Below are 22717 nucleotides of genomic sequence, written 5' to 3' on the forward strand. Positions count from 1 at the left end.
CTCCCAAGGCTTGCCGTAACCTTGAGGGTACGCGCAGAAGCTGCCGCGGTTCAACTCGCCTGCTAGAACGAGAAGCCCTGCTGCCGCTCGAAACCGGGGAGAAGCGGCGCGCCACCGGAGAATTCGAGCTGGCCACTGACCCAGCCTTCGGACTTCTCATAGCTGTAAGCATAGCCGAAGGTGTCCTCGATCGCTGCGGTCGGCTCACGGACAAAGGCCGCCAGCCGGCCGCCCTCGCCGAGCTGGTCGAGCAGCCTCTGCGGCACCTCGTCGACCGAGCCGTTGACCAGGATGACGTCGAAGGGTGCCTCGCTCGGATACCCCTCCGCCAGCGGCCCCTGAACCACAGCCGCATTGTCGATCCCAAGGCTGGTCAGGTTTTCCGCCGCCGCCTCGGCGAGTTCCGGGTCGCTCTCCAGCGCGACGACGGACTCCGTCAGCGCCGCAAGCAGTGCGGTGGAATAGCCGGTTCCACAACCGACATCCAGTGCAACGTCGCTGGGTTGCGGTCGCAACAAGTCGATCAGCCGCGTGAGCATCAGCGGCGCCATCATGTAGCGGGCATGGCGCGCGCCGCCGTTGAGTTTCTTGATCGCCAGGTGTTCTTCGGCATAAGCGAGCGGGCGTAGCGAGGCCGGCACGAACACCTCACGCGGCACGCGGTAAAGCGCGCGCAACAGGCCCGGATCGCGCACACCGTTGGGGCGGATCTGCGATTCGACCATGTTCTCCCGCGCGCGTTTGTAGTCCGTCATGTCCTGTCCCCGCTCGTGCAACCCGTGACCGGCAAAAGAGCTCTGCGTCTGGATAGTGGGCAGCGCGTGACGCCCTGCGGCGCGGCCTGACCATAGATGAAACCGTTCCGCATCGCCATATATCAGGTAGGCAGCGGGCACAATATCATCCAGCACTTCAACGCGGTTTCAGAAGAGGTGTGAACCCGTTTTGCGTTTCGCTTTTCCGTGCTATATGACGATCACAAGGGGCGCCGTGGCGGAGTGGTTACGCAGCGGCCTGCAAAGCCGTGTACCCCGGTTCGATTCCGGGCGGCGCCTCCACCACGCTAGACCTCCAGCGAACAGGGCGTGTCAGCATCCCAATAGCTTGCGGCGAACCGCTCCAGCGCCGTCTTGATCGCCCAGAAATCCTTTCGCGATTCCGAGATCAGCCCACCGGTCATCATCGTCTTGAGCGCCTCCAGAAGCGCCCGATCCGCCGCCGCTTGCGTGACTTCGGGTGGCAGCTGCCCGCAGTGATGCAGGACGTAGTCCCAGTCGTGGATCAGGTAAGCCGGCAGGTAGCCGAAGCGGTCGATGCCGGAGACCAGCGTGGCCGCATCCGGGACGGTGCCGCCGTCGGTCAGGAACCGCCCCGGCTTGATGCGACGGCCGTCCGAGGTGGTGAAGGCGAAGGGCGCGACGGGATCGGGCACGTATTCCAGCAGGCGCGCCTTGGCCGAATCGCCCGAGACCCAGCGCAGGTTGATGCTCTCGACGTTCTCGAAGGCTCCGGTCGCGTATTCGTCCCAGACATACCAGTCGAAAATACCCTTGATTTCCGCTTCGGGCACGCCTGTCCGCTCGCGCTCCCCACGCTCCTTCTCGGCAATCGCGTCCTTGAGCTTCTCGCCGTTTGCCCCCAGCGCTTCGCGCGCGATCCGGTCGCGCAGCGCCAAATCCTCAAGACGCGCCTCCAGCCTGCTTGTCATGGTGTCCCCCGATGGTCCGGTGTGCCATGGCGCTCCCGCCGCACTGATCAGTAAAGACTGACCTGAGGATCAGAGCAACAGCCGCGAGGGCAGCCCCACCAAAGCGTCAAGTTTGCTTGACAGTTTTCGCCCATCCGCCTAGCCTTCCAAGGGCAAGGAGCCGAATATGCCGCTTGTCCAGCTCACCTACGCATCTCGCCCTTTTGGATTCGACGAAGCCGTGCTCGGCACCATCCTGCTCGACGCACGCCGGTGCAATACACGCGACGGCATAACGGGCACGCTCATCGTTCGTCAGGACCTGTTCCTGCAACTGCTGGAGGGCCCGCCCGAGGTTGTCGACGCCGCCTACAACCGGATTGCGCGCGATGATCGGCACATCAACGTGCAACGGCTGACCCGGCGCGATGTGAGTGAGCGGCTTTTCGCGGAATGGGCCATGCGCCATGATCCCGCGCGTTCGTGGATGTGGAGCATGGACGAAGTGGCCGACGGTGCCGTCCAGCAGGCAACCGAAGCCGAGATCATGCAGGTCTTCGAGCGACTGCGCCATGAGCCGGCCGAGTAACGGCGCGTGACCGTCCGGCCCGCGTCCCGGCGCCGCGAGGCACGCCGCACCCTCAGCGATCCTTGCCCGCCAGCCCCATGATGGCGGTGGCGATGCTTCCGGCCGCGAATGTCGACGCGAAGCTGAGAAAATATAACGCGCCCACCGCAACCCGCGCCCGGCTCTCCCAGAACAGCGTGCCGATCCCCGCCACGTCGCTTACCAGGAGCCCCGCCCCGACCAGCACGCCGAGCGCGGCGCCTGCGCTTGCGTGGAGCAACAGAAAGCGGGTCCATTCGGACAGTGTGGCGGGTGCATGCCGGCGAGCCATGGTAGCCTCCAGGGTTGACCCGGAAACTACGTATCGTGGCGGCTACAGGATGAGTCGCGCGCCGCCGCGCTATTTCTTCTGCTGCTGCGTCAGCGCCGGACGGATATTCAGCTCCTTGAGCTGCTCCGGCGAAACCTCGCTCGGCGCACCCATCATCAGATCCTCGGCCTGCTGGTTGAGCGGGAACATCGTCACCTCGCGGATGTTCGGCTCGTCGCAGAGCAGCATCACCATGCGGTCCAGGCCCGGCGCGATGCCCCCGTGGGGCGGCGCGCCATATTGCAGCGCGCGCAGCATCCCGCCGAACTTCTCCTCGACCACCTCCGGGCCGTAGCCGGCGATGCCAAAGGCCTTGTACATGATCTCCGGGATGTGGTTCCGGATCGCGCCGGAGGACAGCTCGACCCCGTTGCACACCACGTCATACTGCCAGGCGAGCACGTCCAGCGGGTCGGTCTCCCCGCGCTCGATGCTCTCCAGGACGTCGATCCCGCCCTGGGGCATTGAGAACGGGTTGTGCGAGAACTCGACCTTCTTGGCGTCCTCGTCCCATTCGTACATCGGGAAGTCGACCACCCAGCAGAATTCGTAGCGCTCGGTATCGATCAGCTCCAGCTCCTCGGCGACCTTCGTGCGCGCGCGGCCGGCGAAATCGACGAAGTGATTGGGCACCCCGGCGGTGAAGAACACCGCGTCGCCGTCGCTCAGACCCAGCTCGTTGCGGATCGCCTCTGTACGCTCCGCGCCGATGTTCTTGGCCACCGGACCAGCGCCCTCGCCCTCGCGGAAGAAGATGTAGCCAAGGCCCGGCTGCCCTTCCTCCTGCGCCCAGTTGTTCATGCGGTCGCAGAAGGCGCGGGAGCCGCCGCCTTTGGCCGGGATCGCCCAGACCTCGGCGTTGTCATACCAGTCGCGCTTGCCCTTGTGCTTCTCCAGCAAGCTGGCGAACACCTTGAAGCCCGAGCCGCGGAAGTGTTCACTGACATCGCGCATCTCGATCGGGTTGCGCAGGTCCGGCTTGTCGGTGCCGAAACGGCGCATGGCATCCCAGTACCTGAGGCGCGGGAATTTTTCCGTGACCGGCCGACCTTCGCCGAACTCGATGAAGAGGTCGCGCAGCACCGGCTCCACGGCGTTGAAGACATCGTCCTGCTCGACGAAGCTCATCTCGATATCGAGCTGATAGAACTCGCCGGGCGAGCGGTCAGCGCGAGCGTCCTCGTCGCGGAAGCACGGTGCGATCTGGAAGTAGCGATCGAAGCCCGCGATCATCACGAGCTGCTTGAACTGCTGCGGCGCTTGCGGCAACGCGTAGAACTTGCCCGGATGCAGGCGCGAAGGCACGAGGAAGTCGCGTGCGCCCTCGGGCGAGGAGGCGGTCAGGATCGGCGTCTGGAACTCGAAAAAGCCATCCGCCGTCATCCGGTGACGGAGCCACGCGACGATCTGCACGCGCTTCATGATGTTCCGGTGGAGCGTCTCGCGGCGCAGGTCCAGGAAGCGATAGCGCAGGCGGGTGTCCTCCGGATAGTCCGGCTCGCCGAACACGGGCAGCGGCAGCTCCTTCGCCTCCGAGAGCACGTCGAGCGAGTCGATCCGGATTTCGACCTCGCCGGTCGGCAGGTCGGGATTCACGGTGTCATCGGTCCGCGCCACGACCTTGCCGTCGACGCGCACCACCCACTCCGCGCGCAGGTCTTCGGCCAGCGTGAAATGTGCGTTCTCCGGCTCGATCACGCACTGGGTCAGGCCGTAATGGTCGCGCAGGTCGATGAACAGCAGGCCGCCATGGTCGCGCACGCGATGCACCCAGCCGGACAGGCGCACCTGCGTTCCCACATCATCCTTGCGCAACTCGCCGCAGTTGTGCGTGCGGTAGGTGTGCGGCGCGACGCCGTCGCGCAACTCGGGGATGTGCGTGCGGTGCGACTGCGTTGCCGGCTTCTGTCTGGTCTGGCCCTGCTTGCCGGACTTGGCGGCCGTTGATTTCGCTTTCGCCTGAGCCATCGGTTCCGTGATCCTTCGCTTGCCGTTTCAAGCCGCGAAAAGCACATGCGAGGGCGCCTTTGTCAAGCGGGTGCTGGCGCGCTGTCGGGTCCGGCGATGCGCGTTGCGCGAGGCCGGCTCCGGGCGGATCGCTCTGCCGGCACATGAGCTTGCGACCTGGATGGGATTATTGGAAAACTGGTTCCGCGCGGGAATTTTGCAAGCCGTCTGACGACATCGCCTTCGCTGTGCGCTACAACATGCTCATGAACGATCAACCACCGCGCATCATCACCCAATCCCGCGATCTGGCCGAGCTATGCGGTGCCCTCGCCAAGGCCGACTACATCACGGTCGATACCGAGTTCATGCGCGAATCGACCTACTGGCCGAAGCTTTGCCTGATCCAGGTGGCCAGCCGTGAGGTCGAGGCGCTGATCGACCCGCTCGTAGTGGGCGATCTGGCGGCGCAGATCGCGTTTCTCCGGCCCTTCTTCGACCTGATGGCGAACGAGAACGTGGTGAAGGTCTTTCATTCCGGCCGGCAGGACATCGAGATCATCTATCACCTCGCCGGGCTGATCCCCAAGCCGGTGTTCGACACGCAGATCGCGGCGATGGTATGCGGCTTCGGCGAGTCCGTCGGTTACGTGTCGCTGGTCAACAAGCTTTGCAGGACCAAGCTCGACAAGACCTCACGCTTCACGGACTGGAGCCGCCGGCCTCTGAGCCGAAACCAGCTCGACTATGCGCTGGCGGATGTGACGCACCTGCGCGATGTCTATGAAAAGCTGCGGCGAAAGCTGCGCGCCAACCGGCGCGAGCCGTGGCTTGCGGAGGAAATGGCCGACCTGACCGATCCGGCGAACTACGCAATGACCCCCGAGGACGCCTGGAAGCGCATGAAGCTGAAGGTTCGCACGCGCCGCCAGCTTGCCGTGCTCATGGAGATTGCCGCTTGGCGGGAGCGTCTCGCACAGGAGGTCAATCAGCCGCGCCCACGCATCCTCAAGGACGATGCGATCAACGACGTGGCGATCCAGGCGCCCCAATCGGTCGAGGAGCTCTCGCGGCTGCGCACGATAAGCGAGGGCTTTGCGCGCTCGGCGCGCGGACAGGAAATCCTCGCGGCGGTTGCGCGGGGGCTGGAGTGCGAACTCGATCACGTGCCGGAACTGAAGCGCGGCGAGCCGATGCCGCCACAGGCCCAGGCGGTCGCCGATCTATTGCGCGTGCTGCTGAAGGCCGTGGCCGCGCGCAACGATGTCGCCCCGCGCCTGATCGCTACAAGCGATGATCTCGACAAGATCGCCGTGGACAGCGAGGCCGACGTTCACGCGCTGCATGGCTGGCGGCGGGAGCTGTTCGGTGAAAAGGCGCTGGCGCTCAAGGCCGGCCGGCTCACGCTGGGCATCGAGGACGGCCAAGTCACGACGTTTCCTAGCGCCGCGGAGGACAACACGGAACGCCCCCAGCGCGCCCGTGGCTAAGCCGAAAAAATCCAGCGCGTGGACACCTCACCGGGATTGCGTCGTCGCTTTGCTCGCACTGACGCAGCCAGCGACGCCCCCGAACTCCAGCTAACCGAGCTCGTCGTCCGACGCGTGCTCCTGCAGCGCTTGGAGGATGCGCGAGCGTTCCGGCTCTGGTTGCCGATCGACCACGTCGAGCACCCGGCGCAACTCCCGCCGCAACCCGTAAATCTGGTCCATCAGATCAAGCACGACGGGCACTGCCTCGTCATTGATGCCCATGCGCTGGCGCAAATCCGCGATCAGGGAGACACGCGCAATGTCGACCTCGGTGAAGGTATAATCCTCCTCCGAGCGAGCTGGACGGATCCAGCCGTACTCGATCCAGACGCGCAGATCGGTCTCGCTGACGCCTTCGACTTCGAGAATGACCTCACGAATGCCGCGCATCACAGATAAGCTCGCAGTTTCGCTCTCGGATCAAAGCCGCTGGTCCCGCCCTTGGCGTCTCGCCATTGCTGCATGGCCTTTTCGAGCTCAGGGTCTGGCTGAGACGGCAGGACGAGTCGGGTCCGCACATGCTGGTCGCCCTTGTGCTTGGTGCGGGCGTTCTCGATGCCCTTACCGCGCAGGCGGAAGGTCTGGCCGCCGCTGGTTCCTTTCGGGATGTTGAGCGCAACCGTGCCATGAATGGTCGGCACCTGCACCTTGGCCCCCAGCACAGCCTCGTCGATGCTGAGCGGGACCTCGACGATGATGTCGTCGCCGTCGCGCTGGAAGATCGGGTGCGAGCGAATACTCAACTCGATCAGCGCATCGCCAGGCTGGCCGCGGCCGACGCCCGGCTCCCCCTTGCCGCGCAGACGCAACACCTGGCCGTCGGTCACGCCGGCGGGCACGTTGATGTCGAGCGTACCGCCTTCTGGCAGCGTGACCCGCTTCTTGGTGCCGAGCGCGGCTTCCAGGAAGTCGATCTCCAGGTGATAGCGGTAATCCATCCCGGCCATGTGGAACTCGCCGGCGCGTCCGCGCCCCGCCCGGCCGAAAATGTCCCCGAAGATATCACCGAAGTCCTCAAAGCCCCCGCGCGAGTGATAGCGGAAACCTTCGGTGCCATCGGCGTATTCGCGATAATACTGGTGCGCCGCGCGCTCCTGGCCGGTCTCGTCGATCTCGCCCGCGTCATAACGCCGGCGCTTCTCCGGATCGCCGAGAATGGCGAACGCTGCGGAGATGCGCTTGAACTTGTCCTCAGCCTGCTTGTCGCCGGGGTGCAGGTCCGGGTGATGCTCCTTCGCCAGACTCCGGTACGCCTTCCGGATTTCCTCGTCCGACGCGTTACGGCTCACCCCGAGTTCGCTGTAAAGATCCGTTGCCATTCGTTGTCTCAAATCCTTTCGGCCAGTTCCGGCGAAAGCTGTCTGCGACCGTGCCGGAGTCTTGCCTCATACCATAAATTGATCCATTCGACGCATACGGAAAGCCCTAGCCATATCGCCTTGTGAAAGGCGCGGCCGCGCGCACCGGTTTCCGCTCAGCGCAGCTTGTCGGTCAGCGCCGAAACCAGCCGGGGCGCGCGCATGTCCGCTGCGTCTGCGTTGATGCTCGAATCAAGATTTAGCACGCTGGCAAGCTGATCCAACCGCTGACGGACGCGCTCGCCGTCGAACTCGCGGAATTTGGGCGGCAGGTTGAGCGTGAGTCGTCCGTCTACGACCTCAAGCGGCGTCCGGCTGATGATTCCCGGCGTGCCGGCCGAAATGATGTAGGCCACGCGCATGGCGCTCCCGAGGATGCGCGCACGTTCGTGTGCCCTTTCGCCGTCGGGGCTTTGCGCCAGAAGATTGCGAAACAGCGGGCTCAACTCGCCTTTCAGCGAGCCCTCGTGCCGGTAATAGTTGGCCAATGCGATGAACAGCCGGCCGGGGTGGTCGGTGCCGGCCACCGCCCAGTGGGCCGACAGGTTGAGGCTCTGCTCGCCGCGATAATCCGGATGCGCGCGCCAGCCCACATCAGACAGCAGGCAGGCGGCACGGCGTAGCCGCCGCTCCTCCGCCGTTTCCTCGTGACCAACGAGAGCGAACAAGTTGTCCGTCCAGTCGCACAACTCGCGCACGTAATCGAGCGAGCGACCGCCGATGACCGCGGCATCCTCGCAGGCGGCGACCAGCGGATCGCGGGCGCGCTCCTTTTCCTCCAGCAGCGTGTAGTGCAGTCCTTCGCGCACGCCGAAGGCCGAGATCACGACGCGCGAGGGCTTCACCCGCTTCAAGAGCCGCCACATCACCAGACAGGCATGGCGGATGGTATCCCGCCTGTTGCGGGAGATTTGGTCGATGCCGGGGATCGCGCCGTTGGCGCTCTTGACCACGTCGCGCGTGAACCGTTGCGCTTCGTCCGCGTCGATCTGGTAGCCGTGGTAGATGCGCAGCGGGTAGCCGGTCTTGACCATGTGCAGACGTGCGATCGCCCGCCACTCGCCGCCGATGGCATAGAAAGGCCGATCCTTGCCGAGGTCGAGCCAGTCCACTTCTGACAGCGCCCGGTCGGCTTCGGTCTTGCCGGCGTTGAAGTCGTCGCCATAGGCCTCATGCATGTAGAGGTGACCAAGTGCCAGGCTGCGGGGCCGCGGGTTGTCCAGCCGGATGTTTCGCTCGCGGATCTCCACCAGTTCCAGCGAGCGTCCGCCGATGTCGCCGGCCAGGCCATCGGCGTTCATGAAGCCGGACAGGATGCCATTGGCGGTGAGCTCGGCCTCGCGCACATCGCTGAGAATCTCGATCCGGGTGCCGCAAATCCGCTCCGCCGCGGCAATGAATTCGTCCCCGTTCGCGGCGATGCGCACGGCCGCCGTGGCGAACGGATGGAACATCTTCACGCCCATATGGGTGATAAGCGCGCGGAAACGGCGAAGCGTGTCCAACGCCCGCGCGACATTCTCGTCCTTCATGCGCCCGGTACGCGCGACGCCGCTGCCGAGACGACAGGTGACGCTTTCGTTGTGAAGCTGAGTCGGGCTGCGGGTCAGGCCCTCGAAGATCACCAGCCGGACGGAATTGGACCCGATGTCGATGACCGCAACGGGCTTGCGCCGGTCGAAGCGAGGGCGGTCATCCTGCTGCATGGCGAGGTTTCCGCATTACTTCTGCCTCTGCCGCGCCTTTTTCGGCGGCTCTCCGGCGTCATCCTCGTCGGGGCCGTTGCCCCATGTGATCGACACCCGCGGCGGGAAGTTCTTGCGCAGGGACTCGCCGCGGCCGGACAGGCTCGGGTTGTTGATGAAATACTGATGCGCGTTGAATGGTTCCTCGCCGTCAGCCAGTTCGATACGGCGGGAGGTGCCGTCGGGCAGGATTTCCCAGCTCTGCTGGTTGTCTTTCAGATTCGCCAGCATGATCTGCCCGAGCACCTGCTCATGCACCGTCGGGTTCAGAATCGGTGCCATCGCCTCCACGCGTCGCTCCAGATTGCGCGGCATCATATCTGCCGAACTGATATAGACGCGGGCTTTTGTCGAGGGCAAGCCGTGACCGTCGCCGAAGCAGTAGATGCGCGCATGTTCAAGAAAGCGCCCCACGATGCTCTTCACCCGGATGTTTTCTGACAGGCCGGGCACCTGCGGGCGCAGGCAGCAGATGCCGCGCACGATCAGCTCGATCGGGACGCCATCCCGGCTGGCGGCGTAAAGCGCGTCGATGATGTCGCTGTCCACCAGCGCGTTCATCTTCATCCAGATGGCCGCAGGGCGTCCGGCGCGGGCGTGCTCGGCCTCCCTGGCGATATGATCGAGTATGCAGTCCTTGATGCCGCCGGGCGAGGCCGACATCAGTTCCAGGTCGCGCGGTTTGGCGTATCCGGTGACGTAGTTGAAGATGCGCGACACATCCCGACCGATGGCCGGGTCGGCGGTGAAGAATGACAGGTCGGTGTAAATCTTCGCCGTGACGGGGTGATAGTTACCCGTGCCGATGTGGCAATAGGTGCGCACCCCACCCGGCTCACGCCTCACGACCTGGCCCAGCTTGGCGTGGGTCTTCAACTCCAGGAAGCCGAACACCACGCGCACTCCGGCGCTCTCCAGGTCTTTCGCCCACCCGATATTCGCCTTTTCGTCGAAGCGTGCCTTGATCTCGATGACGGCGGTCACCTCCTTCTCCGCTTCCGCCGCGGCGATCAGCGCCTCGACGATCGGAGATTGCTTCGAGGTGCGGTAAAGCGTCCATTTGATCGCGATGACGTCCGGATCAGCCGCCGCCTGCTTCAGGAACTGCGAGACAACGTCGAAGGACTCGTAGGGGTGGTGGACAATGATATCCTTCGCCTTGATCGCTGCGAGGCAGTCGCCGCCATAGTCGCGGATGCGCTCGGGAAAGCGGATCGTGAACGGCGCGAACAGCAGGTCGGGCCGGTCATCGACGATCATCTCCTTGGCGTCCGCCAGGCCAAGCAGCCCCTTGTGCGTGAAGACCTGTGTCTCATCCACCTCCAGCGCGTTGATGACCATGTTGCGAAAGTCTTCGGGCATGGCCGCCTCGATCCCCAGCCTGATCACTGAGCCGAGCCGGCGTTTCTTCAAAGCCGTCTCGAACAGTCTCACAAGGTCCTCGGCCTTTTCCTGAACCTCGATGTCGCTGTCGCGCAGCACCCGGAACGCGCCCTGGCTTTCCACGACATGATCCGGAAAGAGCTGGTCGACGAACAGCGAGACGAGCGTCTCCGAGCGGATGAAGCGCACGCGGGGCCGGCCGTTCGGCATCGTGTCGTCTTTAGACACAGGCAAACGGATGAATCGCTGCAGCCCCGAGGGCATCGGGATCAGCGCGTACATCTTTTCCGGCTTGGGCACGTCGGAGCGTGGTGTTTTCTCGGTCAATTCCAGCCCGAGCGTCAGTCCGAAATTCGGGATGAACGGAAACGGGTGCGCCGGGTCGACCGCGATCGGCGTGAGCGTCGGGAAAAGCTGCTTCTGGAAAAAGTCCTCCAGCCAGTCCCGGTCGGCCTTGGTGATCTCGTCAGGGCCGAGGACGTGCACACCTGCTTCGTCCAGAGCGTCTTTCAGCGTCTGCCACTGCTCGTGCTGCGCCCTGGAGATGTCGGCAACCATGTCATTGATGCGCGCAAGCTGCTCCTTGGCGGTCAAGCCGTCCTGGCTGACCGTGGCAATGCCCTCGGCGATGTGCTCGCGAAGGCCAGCGACGCGCACGATATAAAACTCGTCCAGGTTCGAGGCCGAGATCGCCAGAAACCGCAGCCGCTCCAGCAGGGGATGGTTCGGGTTCTCCGCCTCTTCCATCACGCGGCGGTTGAACTGGAGCCAAGACAATTCGCGGTTATAGAAACGCCCGTAGCCGCGATAGTCCTGCGGGATTGCCGCATCATCGCTCGGCAGTTTCTCGGCAATGCTCATCATGTCGGCTCCACAGGTTCGCGTTCAGGCCGCCCTCAGCCCTGTTCGGCATCCACAAAACGCGCAGCAAAACGCGGTGTGATCCGCCGCCGTTCGGCCAGCGCCGCCTTGTCCATCCGCGCCACCAGATCGGCCGCCGCGGCGACCGAGCGCTCCATGCGTCGCAGTAGGTAGTCGATCACGGTCGGTGGCGCGGAAAGCTGCCTGTCGTCGAAAAGTTTCACCAGCACGGCGCGCAACAGCGCGTCGTCCGGCGGGCCGATCTCCGCAAAAGGCAGCGAGCGCAGCCGCGAGCGCAAATCCTCAAGCGCGATGGGCCAGGCGCCCGGCAGGCTTCGCGCGGTGAGCAGGATATCGAAACCGCGCTCACGCGACAGGTTCAACAGGTGAAACAGCGCCCGCTCGTCGCTCAGCAAACGGTCGACATCTTCCACCGCCAGCGGGCCGGCTTCCAGACCGTCGACAATGTCTTCTTCGATACCCCCGGCAGAAACCACCCGCGCGCCGCTGCGCTCGCGCCAGACATTGACGAGATGGCTCTTTCCCGCCCCTGCCGGGCCGGCGATCAAGGCGCAGCGCGCGCTCCAGTCCGGCCAGCTCGCGATCAGGCGCATCGCTTCGGCGTTGCAGTGGCTGACGAGAAAATCGTCAGCGTCCAGCGCGGGGACATGCGGCAGGTCGAGCGCCAGTTGCGCGTTGCCTTTTCCAGACGGTTGGCTTGCCATCACACGAACGCTCTCTTCGCAACCAGCGCGCTAATCCCCCAGCGCATCATAATACGCCATATGGCGCAGCCAACGGGCGAGATAAACGGCGGCGGACGCCAAAGTGAGAATGCCGACAACCCATGTCAGCGGGGTGACAAGAGCCTCGAGCACCGGCGCGAAACCAAGCTGCGCCAGGACAGCGCCCGCAAGGATGATCTGCCCGACGGTATTCGCCTTGCTGACCTTCGAGGGCCGCATCTCTACCGGCCGATCCAGCATCCAGGACAGGATGACCGCGCCGACGATCAACACGTCCCGGCTGACCACCGCGATTACCAGCCAGGCCGGCATGTGACCGAGCAGCCCGAGCGTCACGTAGATCGCAACGAGCAGCATCTTGTCAGCCAGCGGGTCGAGATAGGCGCCCAGCTCTGTGCCCCAGTCGAAGTGGCGCGCAAGGAAGCCGTCGATGGCGTCGCTGACCCCCGCAAGAAGGAACAGTGCGAAGGCGGCGGTATGCGCCCCGTGAATGATCAGCCAGACGACCACGGGAACGAGCAGGACCCGAATGACCGTAATCAGGTTCGGCAGATACACGGCTTCCTCGCCAACAGACGCTGGGCTGACCACGGCGCGTGCGCCGGCTCACCGCTGGCGCAAGATCCATTCACCGCCGCTCCTGTCGAGCGTTAGCCCCCGCGCCGCAGCCGCCTTTGCGAAGCGCTCGGCCCCGCCAGGGAAGGATAGCACGAGTTCCGCGCCGCCCGCGAACAGCGACTTGACCTCCACATCCTGCACACCGGATATGCTCGAGATCTTCGAGCGCATGTCCTGCCACGCCGGCAGGCTGTCGAATGCGGCCGTCAGCGCGAAGCTCTCCAACGGCGCGGGGCCGTCGAGGGCACCCTGGGTTTTCAAGGAGGTCAGCCGCCAGCGCGCCTCCAACGCCATGCGCGCTATGCGCGCCGCCCGCCCCGCGGCCTCCGCGATGTCGCCGTCGTAAACCCGAAAATCCTGCGCGAACGCGAAGCGGCCGACAGCATCTTCCCCGCGCAGTGCGACGCGCAGCCGCCCGCCCGAGGCGTCAACCGCCGCAAACGCCAATACGAGCCGCGGCGCGCCAAGCCGGCCCTGCAGCACCTGCACCGCCCGCGCTGTCATACTCATCCCCGCGGGCAGACTCGCGGCCTGCGCCGGCGGCATGTCCAGCGGAGCGAGACCGTGCTTCAGGTCAAGCGCTCCCCAGGCCGCGCGCCATGTCTCGCCAACGCTCTCGCCTTGGGCGACAGGCAACAGCTTCACCGGCGGCGACTGCTGATCGGTATGTGGCAACCCGATGCGGTTGAGCAGATCTCGGATCTTCCCGGCCTCGAAGGTGAAATCGAGCGTGGCAATATAGCGCGTGCTGGAGAACCGCTCCTCGCGCACGACAAAGCCGTCGAGCATCCCGTCGATGGCCGATGCGCTCAACTCCGGCAGGCGGTCATGTGCCTTGAAGGCCACCAGGCGGGACAGAAGTTTGCGGAAGGCGCGCTGGCTGCCTTCGCGGATCGCCTGCTCCTTGGCCGTCACGGCGTCGCTGGCCTTCGTATTCACCGCGACCTTCGCCACGGTATAGACCGGCGACTGCGCCGCAGCGGGCTCAAACGCCGCGAGCAGCGCAAACACACCACAGGACAGGCGCAACGCAAATCTGATCATTGTTCGTCGACTCAAGCGCGTAGGGGTTGTGAGATGGCTCACTTACCAATTTGCCATGTTATCGGCAACGAGTCCGGCGGAAATGAGCGCAAAACGCGCCGCGAAGTTACAGACCGCTTGACCCTGCGCCCTCAGCCGCGCAAGTCAAGTGGCAGGCAATGACGGAATGAGCGCATGTCTGACAAGCCTGCTGAGAAGGGCCTGACCTATGAACAGGCCGGCGTCAACATCGACACCGCCGAGCGCCTGGTGCGCGCGATCAAACCGCTCGCCGCGTCAACAGCGCGGCCTGGCGCGGATGCCGATCTCGGCGGCTTCGGCGCGCTATTCGATATTGGCGCGGCGGGTTTTACCGACCCGATCCTCGTCGCAGCCACCGACGGCGTCGGCACCAAGCTGAAAATCGCGATCGAAACCGGCCAGCACGGCGGTATTGGCGTCGACCTGGTGGCAATGTGCGTCAACGACCTGATCGTGCAGGGCGCGACGCCGCTGTTCTTCCTCGATTATTTCGCCTGCGGCGCGCTTGATCCGGCAGTGGCGGAGAAAGTCGTCGCCGGCATCGCGGCGGGCTGCAAGGAGGCCGGCGCGGCGCTGATCGGCGGCGAGACGGCCGAGATGCCAGGGCTCTACGCCCGGCAGGACTATGACCTCGCCGGCTTTGCGGTCGGCGCGGTGGAGCGCAGCGCCGTCCTGCCGCGGGCCGACCTGGCGGCGGGCGACGTCATTATCGCTCTGCCCTCTTCCGGCGTGCACGCTAACGGTTTCTCGCTCGTGCGGCGCATCGCGGCGGATGCCGGGCTGGACTGGATGTCGCCTGCGCCCTTCGCGCCGGAGATCACGCTGGGGGAAGCCCTGCTGACCCCGACGCGCATCTATGTGCGCCCGGTACTCGCCGGACTGCCGCGCATCAAGGCCCTGGCGCATATCACGGGCGGCGGACTGACCGAAAACTTGCCGCGCGTCCTGCCGAATGGACTTGCCGCAGCGGTCGACCTCGCCGAGCTGAGGCCACAAGCCATGTTCGGCTGGCTGGCGCGCCAAGGCGGCGTGCGCGACGCGGACATGCTGCGCACCTTCAACTGCGGCGTGGGCATGGCCGTGATCGTGGCAGAGGCAGATGCCGGGCCGATCATGGACACACTGCGGGCCGAAGGTGAAACACCTTACCTCGTCGGGCGGCTTGTGGCACGCACGGACACGCCCGTCCACTTCACCGGTCAGATCGCGTGGCCAACATGAGCGGGTATAGGAAAATCGGCGTGCTCATCTCCGGACGCGGCAGCAATCTCGCCGCGTTGATCGAGGCCTGCCAGACGCCCGACTACCCGGCCGAAATTGCCGTTGTCATCTCGAACCGCCCAGGGGCGCCGGGCCTTCAATTCGCGGAAAGCGCTGGCATCCCGACTCAGGTGATCGATCATAAGCATTTTGCCAGCCGCACCGATTTTGACCGCGCGCTTGACGATGCGCTGCGCGCCGCCGGCGCCGAGCTGGTCTGCAACGCCGGCTTCATGCGGCTGCTCACGCCAGAGTTTGTCCAACTCTGGCGCGATCGCCAGCTCAACATTCACCCCTCGCTCCTGCCGGCCTTCCGCGGGCTCGACACACATGAACGGGCGATTGCCTCAGGCGTGCGGATCAGCGGTTGCACGGTGCATTTCGTGCGCGCCGAGATGGATGAGGGGCCAATCGTGGCGCAGGCCGCCGTGCCCGTCCTGCCCGGCGACGACGCCGAGGCGCTGGCCGCGCGCGTGCTACGTGCCGAGCACCAGCTATACCCGTGGGCGGTGCGGCTGGTGGCCAGTGGCGCGGCGTGGGTCGAGGATGATCGCGTAGTTTATGCCCCTGACGTTCCACAGCCGGAAGGCGTCACGCTCTTCGCGCCCCTACCCGGCCATTAAATCCGCGCCAGCCCATGCTGGTGCGCCTCCAGGACCTTGCCGGCAAAATAGAGCGAACCCGTCATCAGGATACGAACCGGCCCCTGAGCCACGCTCCGGCTCAGGTTGAAAGCGTCTTCCAGATCCCGCGCCGGCTCGGCGAACAGGCCCTGGTGCCGCGCCATCGTCGAAAGCTCGCCGGCCGTATAGGCGTTCGGCTGGCCGGGGATCGCCACCGTCGCCACGAATTCGGTCAGCCCCGCGAACGGCGCGAGAAACGCCGCGGCGTTCTTGTTCGACATCATCCCGATGATCAGGTGAAGCGGGCATGGCACCCGCTCTTCCAGCTCGGCCATCGCGCCCGCGAGCGCCTGCGCCGCGGAGGGGTTGTGACCGCCATCGAGCCACAACTCCGAGTTCGGAAAGGTCAGCGCATGAAGCGCCCCCGGGCCGAGCCGCTGCAGCCGCGCCGGCCAGCTTACATCGTTGAGGCCCTTGGCGATGTCGCTTTCCGTGATCTCGAAGCCCGGCAGATTACGCACCGCCGCAACGGCTATGCCCGCGTTCTCGATCTGATGTCGGCCGATCAGGCGCGGCAGCGGCAGGTCGATCAGCTCGTTCTCGTCCTGGAAGACCAGCCGGCCATGCTGCTCATAGGCGTCCCAGGCGCTGCCGCCCGCAAGGATGGGCGCACGCAGGTCGGAGGCGTTGCAGACGATCGCATCAAGCGCCTCATCCGGCTGGCGCGCGACCACGCAGGGCACGCCCGGCTTGATGATGCCCGCCTTTTCCGCGGCGATTTGCGGGATGGTATCGCCGAGGAAGTCGGCATGGTCAATCGACACCGGCGTGATCAGGGTCAGGGCCGGGCTGCGCACAATGTTGGTCGCATCGAGCCGCCCGCCCAGGCCGGTCTCGAGGATCACCACGTCGGCCGGGTTTTCCGCGAAGGCGAGGAAGGCCGCGGCGGTCGTGATCTCGAAAAACGTGATCGGCTCGCCGGCATTGGCGCGCTCCACCCGCTCGAGCAGCTCGCTCAGGGCGTCTTCAGCAATCGGTTGCGCACCTTCTGGCCCGGCAAGGCAAATGCGCTCGCTAAAGTCGCGCAGATGTGGGGACGTGTAAACATGCACGCGCAAGCCCGCGGCCTCCAGCATCGCCTTGAGATAGGCGATCACCGAGCCCTTGCCGTTCGTCCCGGCGACGTGAATCACCGGGGGCAACTGCTCGTGCGGGCTGCCCAGAGCCGCGGCGAGGCGTTCGATCCGCCCCAGCGACAGGTCGATCAGTTTGGGGTGCAGCTGTTCAAGCCGCTGCAGAATGGTCGCGGATTCGGAACTCGCCACGATTCTTCAGTCCGTTGGTTAGGGGGTTGGGCGCGCCAAGCGGTCCGCGCCGGAACGGGGCGCAACTTCGCAGATCGGGGCGCGGGCGTAAAGCGCCGGTCACGACAAATGCGTGTCCCCGCGCGTCGTCTTGACCGCGTTGTCGGCGCCCTCGCCGTTGGCCGGCGGCGTCGCGGCTTCGTCCGCGTCGGTGGTGTCGGTGTGATCGCCGTCGGTGCGGCCGTTGGGCTTCGCGCCGTGCGGCACGCTTGCATCTTCTTCCGCGCCAGCACCATTGAGCGGTGGGCCGATGCGCGGCGCATCGCTCGGCTGCGGCTGCGCGTGCTTGTGTTGGCGCTGCGCCATGAGAAGCGCGCAGATCCGACTGATCGTGGCGCGAAGCTGATGCCGATGCACGACCTTGTCGACCATGCCGTGCTCCAGCAGATATTCCGCGCGCTGGAACCCCTCCGGCAGCTTCTCGCGGATGGTCTGCTCGATCACGCGCGGCCCTGCAAAACCGATCAGCGCCCCCGGCTCGGCCAGATGCACGTCGCCCAGCATGGCGTAGGACGCCGTGACGCCGCCGGTCGTCGGGTGCGTCAGCACAACGATGTAGGGCAGCCGCGCCTCGTTCAGCCGCTGGACGCCCACGGTCGTACGCGGCATCTGCATGAGCGAGAGCACGCCCTCCTGCATCCGCGCCCCGCCCGAAGCCGCGAACAGGATGAACGGCGTACCCCGCTCCACCGCTGTGAACATGCCCTTCAGGACCGCCTCGCCCGCGGCCATGCCAAGCGAGCCGCCCATGAAGTTGAAATCCTGCACCGCAGCCGTGACTGGCCGCCCATCCAGGGTGCCGGCGCCCACCAGCACCGCGTCCTGCTGTCCGGTCTTGGTCCTCGCGTCCTTAAGTCGGTCGGTATAGCGACGCTCGTCGCGGAATTTCAGAGGGTCGACCGGGACGTCCGGCAGCTCGATCTTCTCGTATTCGCCGTCATCGAAAAGAGAGGCGAGGCGCGCCGGGGCAGCCATACGCATGTGATAGCCAGAGCCAGGCACCACGAACTGGTTGGCTTCCAGGTCGCGATAGAAGATCATCTGCCCACTGTCAGGGCACTTGACCCACAGATTGTCCGGCATCTCGCGCTTTCGCCAGAAATCGCGGATCTTCGGCCGGACAACGTTATTGATCCAGTTCACTGCACTCTCGCCTTTCGTCGCAGATCGAATTGTTAATGATTTAAGCGACGAGCGCCGCGCGATCCAGACGGGTGCGCGGGAAATGTGACGTCGCCGCGACAGGCCGACGCCTGTCGATTTGCCAGATGGGCGCGCCCCTGTCCACCGCGATTCGGCCCTGCCTGCCCCAGCCTGTCGTCAAGCCGGAGGCTCCGCCGCCCATTCCCGCGCCCGCGTGCCCCGCAGATCAGCCAGCGTGGCCGCGCCCGCCCTGTCCAGTGCCGCCGCCAGGCCGTTCAGGATTTCTGCAACCAGCCCGACGCCTTCATAGATCAGTCCAGAGTAGAGCTGCACCAGCGACGCCCCCGCCTGTACCTTCGCCACTGCGGTCTCCGCGGAGTCGACGCCGCCGACGCCGATGAGCGGCAGCCGGCCCTCGCTCAACACATAAACCTGCGCCAGCACACGCGTTGCCAGCGGGAACAGCGGCCGGCCCGAAAGCCCGCCTGTTTCGCTCGCTTGCGGGACGCTCTCCAGGTCCGGACGCGAAAGCGTCGTGTTGGTCAGGATAAGGCCAGCGACATCGTGTGCCAGGACCGCTTGCACGACCTCTGGCAGTTCGTCCTCCGGGATGTCAGGCGAGAGCTTGACCAGCAACGGCGGCGCGGGTGTGGTCCCTGCCAGATCGACACGAACGGCTGTCAACCGCTCAAGCAGCGTATTCAGCCGGTCAGGCGTCTGCAGCGCACGCAGGCCCGGCGTGTTGGGTGAGGAGACATTGACCGTGAAATAATCGGCGCAATCCGCAAAGGCGCGCAGCCCGGCTTCATAATCGGCGATGAAGTTGTCCGATTCCTTGTTGGCCCCGATATTGACGCCGACCACGCCCTGAAACCGCTGGCGGGCCAGCCGCGCACGGACTGCTTCGTGCCCTTGGCTGTTGAAGCCCAGCCGGTTGATGACGCCCCGCTGACGGATAAGCCGGAAAATGCGCGGGCGGGGGTTGCCCGGCTGCGGTTCGGGCGTGACTGTCCCGACCTCCACGAAGCCGAAGCCCAGTTCGAACAACGGACGCAGGACGCGCGCGTCCTTGTCGAAGCCCGCCGCCATGCCAACGGGATTGGCGAAATGGCAGCCGAACAGATCCTGCGCGAGGCGCCGATCTTGCGGCAGTTCGGGTTTCGGGTACAGCCCGCGCTCCAGCGCGCGCAGCGTCAGGTCATGGGCGCGCTCGGGATCAAGCGTGAGAAGGCCGGCCTGAGCGAGACGCAGGACGCTCGACTTCACGGTGTGGCTCCGCCCCGCCTCCGCGGGAGATCGGACGGCAGCTCGTGCGTGCCGTCGGCATTGAGGGGCAGGCTTCTCGTCCAGAGCACTGCGTCGGTCGGCAGAGGGTCATAAAGGTGCGGGAAGAGATCGCCACGCCGCGACGGCTCCCACACCAGCTTGTCGCCCAGCGTGGCGGCATCGACGGCAACCAGCGTCAATCCCTCCTGCCCCGCGAAATGTTTCGCCAGCGTCCCCGGAAGCTGATCCGCCGTGGAGAAATGGATGAAACCGTCGCGTTCATCGTCGGCCGAGCCGTGATATACGCCTGCAGCTTCTGCCTCGCGCCAGGCGTAGGTCTTCATGAGCTTATAGATGATCTCGCTCATCGGCCTTTCCGGCTTACGCCCCGACGGTCTCCTGCTTCAGCCGCTTTTCGATCGCATCGAGCGCTTCATCCGCGCGCGACCCGTCCGGGCCGCCCGCCTGGGCCATGTCGCGCCGGCCGCCGCCGCCCTTGCCGCCGAGCGCCTCGGCGCCCGCGCGGACCAGCTCCACGGCATCATATTCGTCCGTCAGATCGTCGGTGACGCCAACGACCAGCCCGGCCTTGCCGTCCTCGCCCTTGCCAACGATCGCGACGACCCCGGAGCCGATCTGGCGCTTGCCGTCATCGACCAGCCCGCGCAGTTCCTTGGGGGGGATGCCCTCCACGGTGCGGCCCAGCATCTTCACGCGGCCGACCTCGCGCACGGCACCGCTGCCATTCGCGCCGGCGGCCGCGCCACCGAGCGCCAGCTTCTTGCGCGCCTCGGCCAGTTCGCGGCTGAGCTTCCGGCGCTCCTCGACCAGGTTCTGGATGCGCTCAAGGATTTCATCGGGTTGGGTCTTCAGGACCTCCGCGGCCTCGCGCACCTCGCGGTCCCGCTCGCGCAGATAGGCCCGCGCCGCGTCACCCGTCAGCGCCTCGATACGCCGGACGCCTGCGGAGACCGCGCTCTCGCTGACGATCGCGATCAGGCCGATATCGCCGGTGCGCGCCACATGCGTGCCGCCGCACAACTCGATGGAGAACGGCTTTTCTTCGCGGTCGCCCTCAGCACGGCCCATGGCGACAACGCGCACCTCCTCGCCGTACTTCTCGCCGAACAGAGCCAGCGCGCCTTGCTCGATCGCCTCATCAACGCTCATCAGCCGCGTCGTGACCGCGTCGTTCTGAAGCACGATCGCGTTGGCGATGTCCTCGATCTGCCGGAGTTCCTCGTCGGTAATCGGCTTGGGGTGCGAGAAGTCGAAGCGGAGCCGGCCCGGCTCCACGAGCGAGCCCTTCTGCGCGACGTGATCGCCCAGCACCAGCCGCAGCGCCTGGTGGATCAGATGCGTCGCGGAGTGGCTGCGCCGCGTGGCCGCGCGCCGCTGCTGATCGACATACAGATGCACCTGGTCGCCCACGCGCAGCGGGCCACGCTCGACCACGCCGTAATGACAGATCAGATCGCCCAGCTTCTTCTGAGTGTCATCCACGCGCAGTGTCGCGCCCTTGGTGTTGATGACCTGGCCCTTGTCGCCGACCTGGCCGCCGGCCTCGCCATAGAATGGCGTCTGGTTGGTGATAACGACGCCGCTGTCGCCCTTGCGAAGCTGCTTGACCCGCTTGCCGTTCTTGATGAGCGCGGTGATCTCGCCCTCCGCGCGCTCGGTGCCGTAGCCGAGGAATTCGGTGGCGCCGAGTTCTTCGTGCAGGTCGAACCAGACCTTGTCTGTCGCCGCCTCGCCCGAACCGGCCCAGGCCTTGCGCGCCTCGGCCTTCTGGCGCTCCATCGCCGCCTGGAAACCGTCAGTATCAACCGCGATGCCACGCGTCTTGAGCGCATCCTGCGTCAGGTCGAGCGGAAAACCGTACGTGTCGTAGAGCTTGAACGCCGTCTCGCCCGACAGCGTGTCGCCCGAGGTCAGGCTGCTCGTCTCCTCCCGCAGAAGCTGCATGCCCCGGTCGAGCGTGCGCATGAAGCGGCCTTCTTCCAGCTTCAGCGTCTCGGTGATCAGCGCCTCTGCGCGGTGCAGTTCGGGGTAAGCCTGACCCATCTCGCGCGCGAGTACGGAGACGAGCTTGTAAATGACCGGCTCGCGCGCGCCCAGCATGTGGGCATGGCGCATCGCGCGGCGCATGATGCGGCGCAGGACATAGCCCCGGCCCTCGTTCGATGGCAGGACACCGTCGGCGATCAGGAAACTCGTCGCGCGCAGGTGGTCCGCGATGACGCGGTGGCTGACCTCCTTCTCGCCGCGCGCCGGGACGCCCGTGACCTCCTCGGACGCCTTGATCAGCGTCTGGAACAGGTCCGTATGGTAGTTGTCGTGCGTGCCCTGCAGCACCGCCGCGATCCGCTCCAGCCCCATGCCGGTGTCGATGCTGGGATGCGGCAGCTCCACGCGCTTGTCCGGCGTCACCTGGTCATACTGCATGAAGACCAGGTTCCAGATCTCGATAAAGCGGTCGCCATCCTCGTCCGGGCTGCCAGGCGGGCCGCCGGGAATGTGTTCGCCGTGATCGAAGAAGATTTCCGAGCATGGGCCGCAGGGACCGGTCTCGCCCATCGCCCAGAAGTTGTCCGACGACGCGATACGCAGGATCTTGGAATCGGGGAGGCCGGCGATCTTCTTCCAGCAGTCGGCCGCGTAGTCGTCTTCCGCGTATACCGTCACCAGCAGGCGCTTCGGGGCGAGGCCGAATTCCTTGGTGACCAGCTCCCAGGCCAGCTCGATCGCCACATCCTTGAAATAATCGCCGAAGGAAAAGTTCCCCAGCATCTCGAAGAAGGTGTGGTGCCGCGCGGTGTAGCCGACATTGTCGAGGTCGTTATGCTTGCCGCCGGCGCGGACGCATTTCTGCGACGTGACCGCACGGTTATAGGGCCGGGTTTCCGCACCGGTGAACACGTTCTTGAACTGGACCATGCCCGCGTTCGTGAACATCAACGTAGGGTCATTGCGCGGCACGAGCGGGCTGGACGGCACGATCTCGTGATCGCGCTTGGCGAAGAAATCCAGAAATGTCGAACGTATATCGTTAACGCGAGCCATGACTTCCGTTTGTTTCGTTCAGGATGCGCCGTGTCGGACCGGGAGCCTGCCGGCCCCATAGGTTATGAAGATCAAGCGCTTGAGCGCCTGCCCGCACACCACTGCACCGCAAGATAGA

The 22717-nt window shown here is 65.4% G+C and carries 20 protein-coding genes and 1 tRNA gene; 5 read left to right on the forward strand and 16 right to left on the reverse strand.

The genetic code is table 11. The annotated features are described in order from the left end of the window. Positions 1 to 62 precede the first annotated feature (62 nt). A complete protein-coding gene (locus BXY53_RS09545; RefSeq protein ID WP_119061861.1) occupies positions 63 to 755 on the reverse strand; it encodes a protein-L-isoaspartate O-methyltransferase family protein in 693 nt (230 codons plus the stop codon). Between the two features lie 229 nt (positions 756 to 984). On the opposite strand from BXY53_RS09545, the gene BXY53_RS09550 reads away from it, so the two are divergent. Next, positions 985 to 1058: transfer RNA gene (locus tag BXY53_RS09550), tRNA-Cys, on the forward strand. Between the two features lie 5 nt (positions 1059 to 1063). On the opposite strand, the gene BXY53_RS09555 is transcribed toward BXY53_RS09550, so the two are convergent. Beyond that, positions 1064 to 1708 (reverse strand): hypothetical protein, encoded by a 645-nt coding sequence (locus BXY53_RS09555; protein ID WP_119061584.1) that lies wholly within the window; start codon positions 1706 to 1708, stop codon positions 1064 to 1066. Between the two features lie 166 nt (positions 1709 to 1874). On the opposite strand from BXY53_RS09555, the gene BXY53_RS09560 reads away from it, so the two are divergent. Beyond that, a complete protein-coding gene (locus BXY53_RS09560; RefSeq protein ID WP_119061585.1) occupies positions 1875 to 2276 on the forward strand; it encodes a BLUF domain-containing protein in 402 nt (133 codons plus the stop codon). A 52-nt stretch (positions 2277 to 2328) separates the two neighbouring features. Here BXY53_RS09560 and BXY53_RS09565 read toward each other — a convergent pair whose 3' ends face one another. Together BXY53_RS09565 and aspS are read right to left on the reverse strand one after the other, a co-directional pair. Beyond that, entirely contained in the window at positions 2329 to 2586 is a 258-nt protein-coding gene (locus BXY53_RS09565) for a hypothetical protein (RefSeq protein ID WP_119061586.1), read from the reverse strand. Between the two features lie 69 nt (positions 2587 to 2655). After that, positions 2656 to 4593: an aspartate--tRNA ligase gene (aspS, locus tag BXY53_RS09570; RefSeq protein WP_119061587.1), complete on the reverse strand. Its 1938-nt coding sequence runs from the start codon at positions 4591 to 4593 to the stop codon at positions 2656 to 2658. Between the two features lie 245 nt (positions 4594 to 4838). Here aspS and rnd point away from each other — a divergent pair, with 245 nt between their 5' ends. Further along, positions 4839 to 6062, forward strand: coding sequence for a ribonuclease D (gene rnd / locus BXY53_RS09575; protein WP_119061862.1), 1224 nt, complete (start codon positions 4839 to 4841; stop codon positions 6060 to 6062). 90 nt (positions 6063 to 6152) lie between these two features. Here rnd and BXY53_RS09580 read toward each other — a convergent pair whose 3' ends face one another. From BXY53_RS09580 to BXY53_RS09610, 7 genes are all read right to left on the reverse strand, one after another. Continuing rightward, on the reverse strand, positions 6153 to 6494 hold the full coding sequence (locus tag BXY53_RS09580) for a chaperone modulator CbpM (protein ID WP_119061588.1): 342 nt from the start codon (positions 6492 to 6494) through the stop codon (positions 6153 to 6155). Then, positions 6494 to 7423 (reverse strand): DnaJ C-terminal domain-containing protein, encoded by a 930-nt coding sequence (locus tag BXY53_RS09585; protein ID WP_119061589.1) that lies wholly within the window; start codon positions 7421 to 7423, stop codon positions 6494 to 6496. Before BXY53_RS09585 ends, BXY53_RS09580 begins: the two co-directional genes overlap by 1 nt. Positions 7424 to 7578: 155 nt before the next feature. Continuing rightward, the gene (locus BXY53_RS09590; protein ID WP_119061590.1) at positions 7579 to 9168 is read right to left on the reverse strand and encodes a Ppx/GppA phosphatase family protein; all 1590 of its coding nucleotides are present in this window, start codon (positions 9166 to 9168) and stop codon (positions 7579 to 7581) included. 15 nt (positions 9169 to 9183) lie between these two features. Then, positions 9184 to 11451 (reverse strand): RNA degradosome polyphosphate kinase, encoded by a 2268-nt coding sequence (locus BXY53_RS09595; protein ID WP_210209215.1) that lies wholly within the window; start codon positions 11449 to 11451, stop codon positions 9184 to 9186. A 35-nt stretch (positions 11452 to 11486) separates the two neighbouring features. Beyond that, positions 11487 to 12176 (reverse strand): HdaA/DnaA family protein, encoded by a 690-nt coding sequence (locus tag BXY53_RS09600; RefSeq protein ID WP_119061592.1) that lies wholly within the window; start codon positions 12174 to 12176, stop codon positions 11487 to 11489. 30 nt (positions 12177 to 12206) lie between these two features. Continuing rightward, positions 12207 to 12755 (reverse strand): CDP-alcohol phosphatidyltransferase family protein, encoded by a 549-nt coding sequence (locus BXY53_RS09605; protein WP_119061593.1) that lies wholly within the window; start codon positions 12753 to 12755, stop codon positions 12207 to 12209. Positions 12756 to 12803: 48 nt separating this feature from the next. Continuing rightward, positions 12804 to 13859: a hypothetical protein gene (locus tag BXY53_RS09610; protein WP_119061594.1), complete on the reverse strand. Its 1056-nt coding sequence runs from the start codon at positions 13857 to 13859 to the stop codon at positions 12804 to 12806. A 174-nt stretch (positions 13860 to 14033) separates the two neighbouring features. Between BXY53_RS09610 and purM the strand changes: the two genes are divergently transcribed. Both purM and purN read left to right on the forward strand, forming a co-directional pair. Then, the gene (purM, locus tag BXY53_RS09615; RefSeq protein ID WP_119061595.1) at positions 14034 to 15101 is read left to right on the forward strand and encodes a phosphoribosylformylglycinamidine cyclo-ligase; all 1068 of its coding nucleotides are present in this window, start codon (positions 14034 to 14036) and stop codon (positions 15099 to 15101) included. Further along, positions 15098 to 15763: a phosphoribosylglycinamide formyltransferase gene (purN, locus tag BXY53_RS09620; protein ID WP_119061863.1), complete on the forward strand. Its 666-nt coding sequence runs from the start codon at positions 15098 to 15100 to the stop codon at positions 15761 to 15763. Before purM ends, purN begins: the two co-directional genes overlap by 4 nt. Here purN and BXY53_RS09625 read toward each other — a convergent pair. The 5 genes from BXY53_RS09625 to alaS form a co-directional block, all read right to left on the reverse strand. Then, positions 15760 to 17091 (reverse strand): bifunctional folylpolyglutamate synthase/dihydrofolate synthase, encoded by a 1332-nt coding sequence (locus BXY53_RS09625; RefSeq protein ID WP_119061596.1) that lies wholly within the window; start codon positions 17089 to 17091, stop codon positions 15760 to 15762. The two genes, purN and BXY53_RS09625, sit on opposite strands and share 4 nt — an antisense overlap. Positions 17092 to 17187: 96 nt before the next feature. Continuing rightward, on the reverse strand, positions 17188 to 18270 hold the full coding sequence (accD, locus tag BXY53_RS09630; protein WP_119061597.1) for an acetyl-CoA carboxylase, carboxyltransferase subunit beta: 1083 nt from the start codon (positions 18268 to 18270) through the stop codon (positions 17188 to 17190). 177 nt (positions 18271 to 18447) lie between these two features. After that, a complete protein-coding gene (locus BXY53_RS09635) occupies positions 18448 to 19536 on the reverse strand; it encodes a quinone-dependent dihydroorotate dehydrogenase (protein WP_119061598.1) in 1089 nt (362 codons plus the stop codon). Next, a complete protein-coding gene (locus BXY53_RS09640; RefSeq protein WP_119061599.1) occupies positions 19533 to 19904 on the reverse strand; it encodes a DUF952 domain-containing protein in 372 nt (123 codons plus the stop codon). Before BXY53_RS09640 ends, BXY53_RS09635 begins: the two co-directional genes overlap by 4 nt. A gap of 13 nt (positions 19905 to 19917) precedes the next feature. Further along, the gene (alaS, locus tag BXY53_RS09645) at positions 19918 to 22599 is read right to left on the reverse strand and encodes an alanine--tRNA ligase (protein ID WP_119061600.1); all 2682 of its coding nucleotides are present in this window, start codon (positions 22597 to 22599) and stop codon (positions 19918 to 19920) included. Between the last annotated feature and the right edge of the window lie 118 nt (positions 22600 to 22717).

This window comes from Dichotomicrobium thermohalophilum, assembly GCF_003550175.1.
GTDB classification, from domain to species: Bacteria; Pseudomonadota; Alphaproteobacteria; order Rhizobiales; family Rhodomicrobiaceae; genus Dichotomicrobium; species Dichotomicrobium thermohalophilum.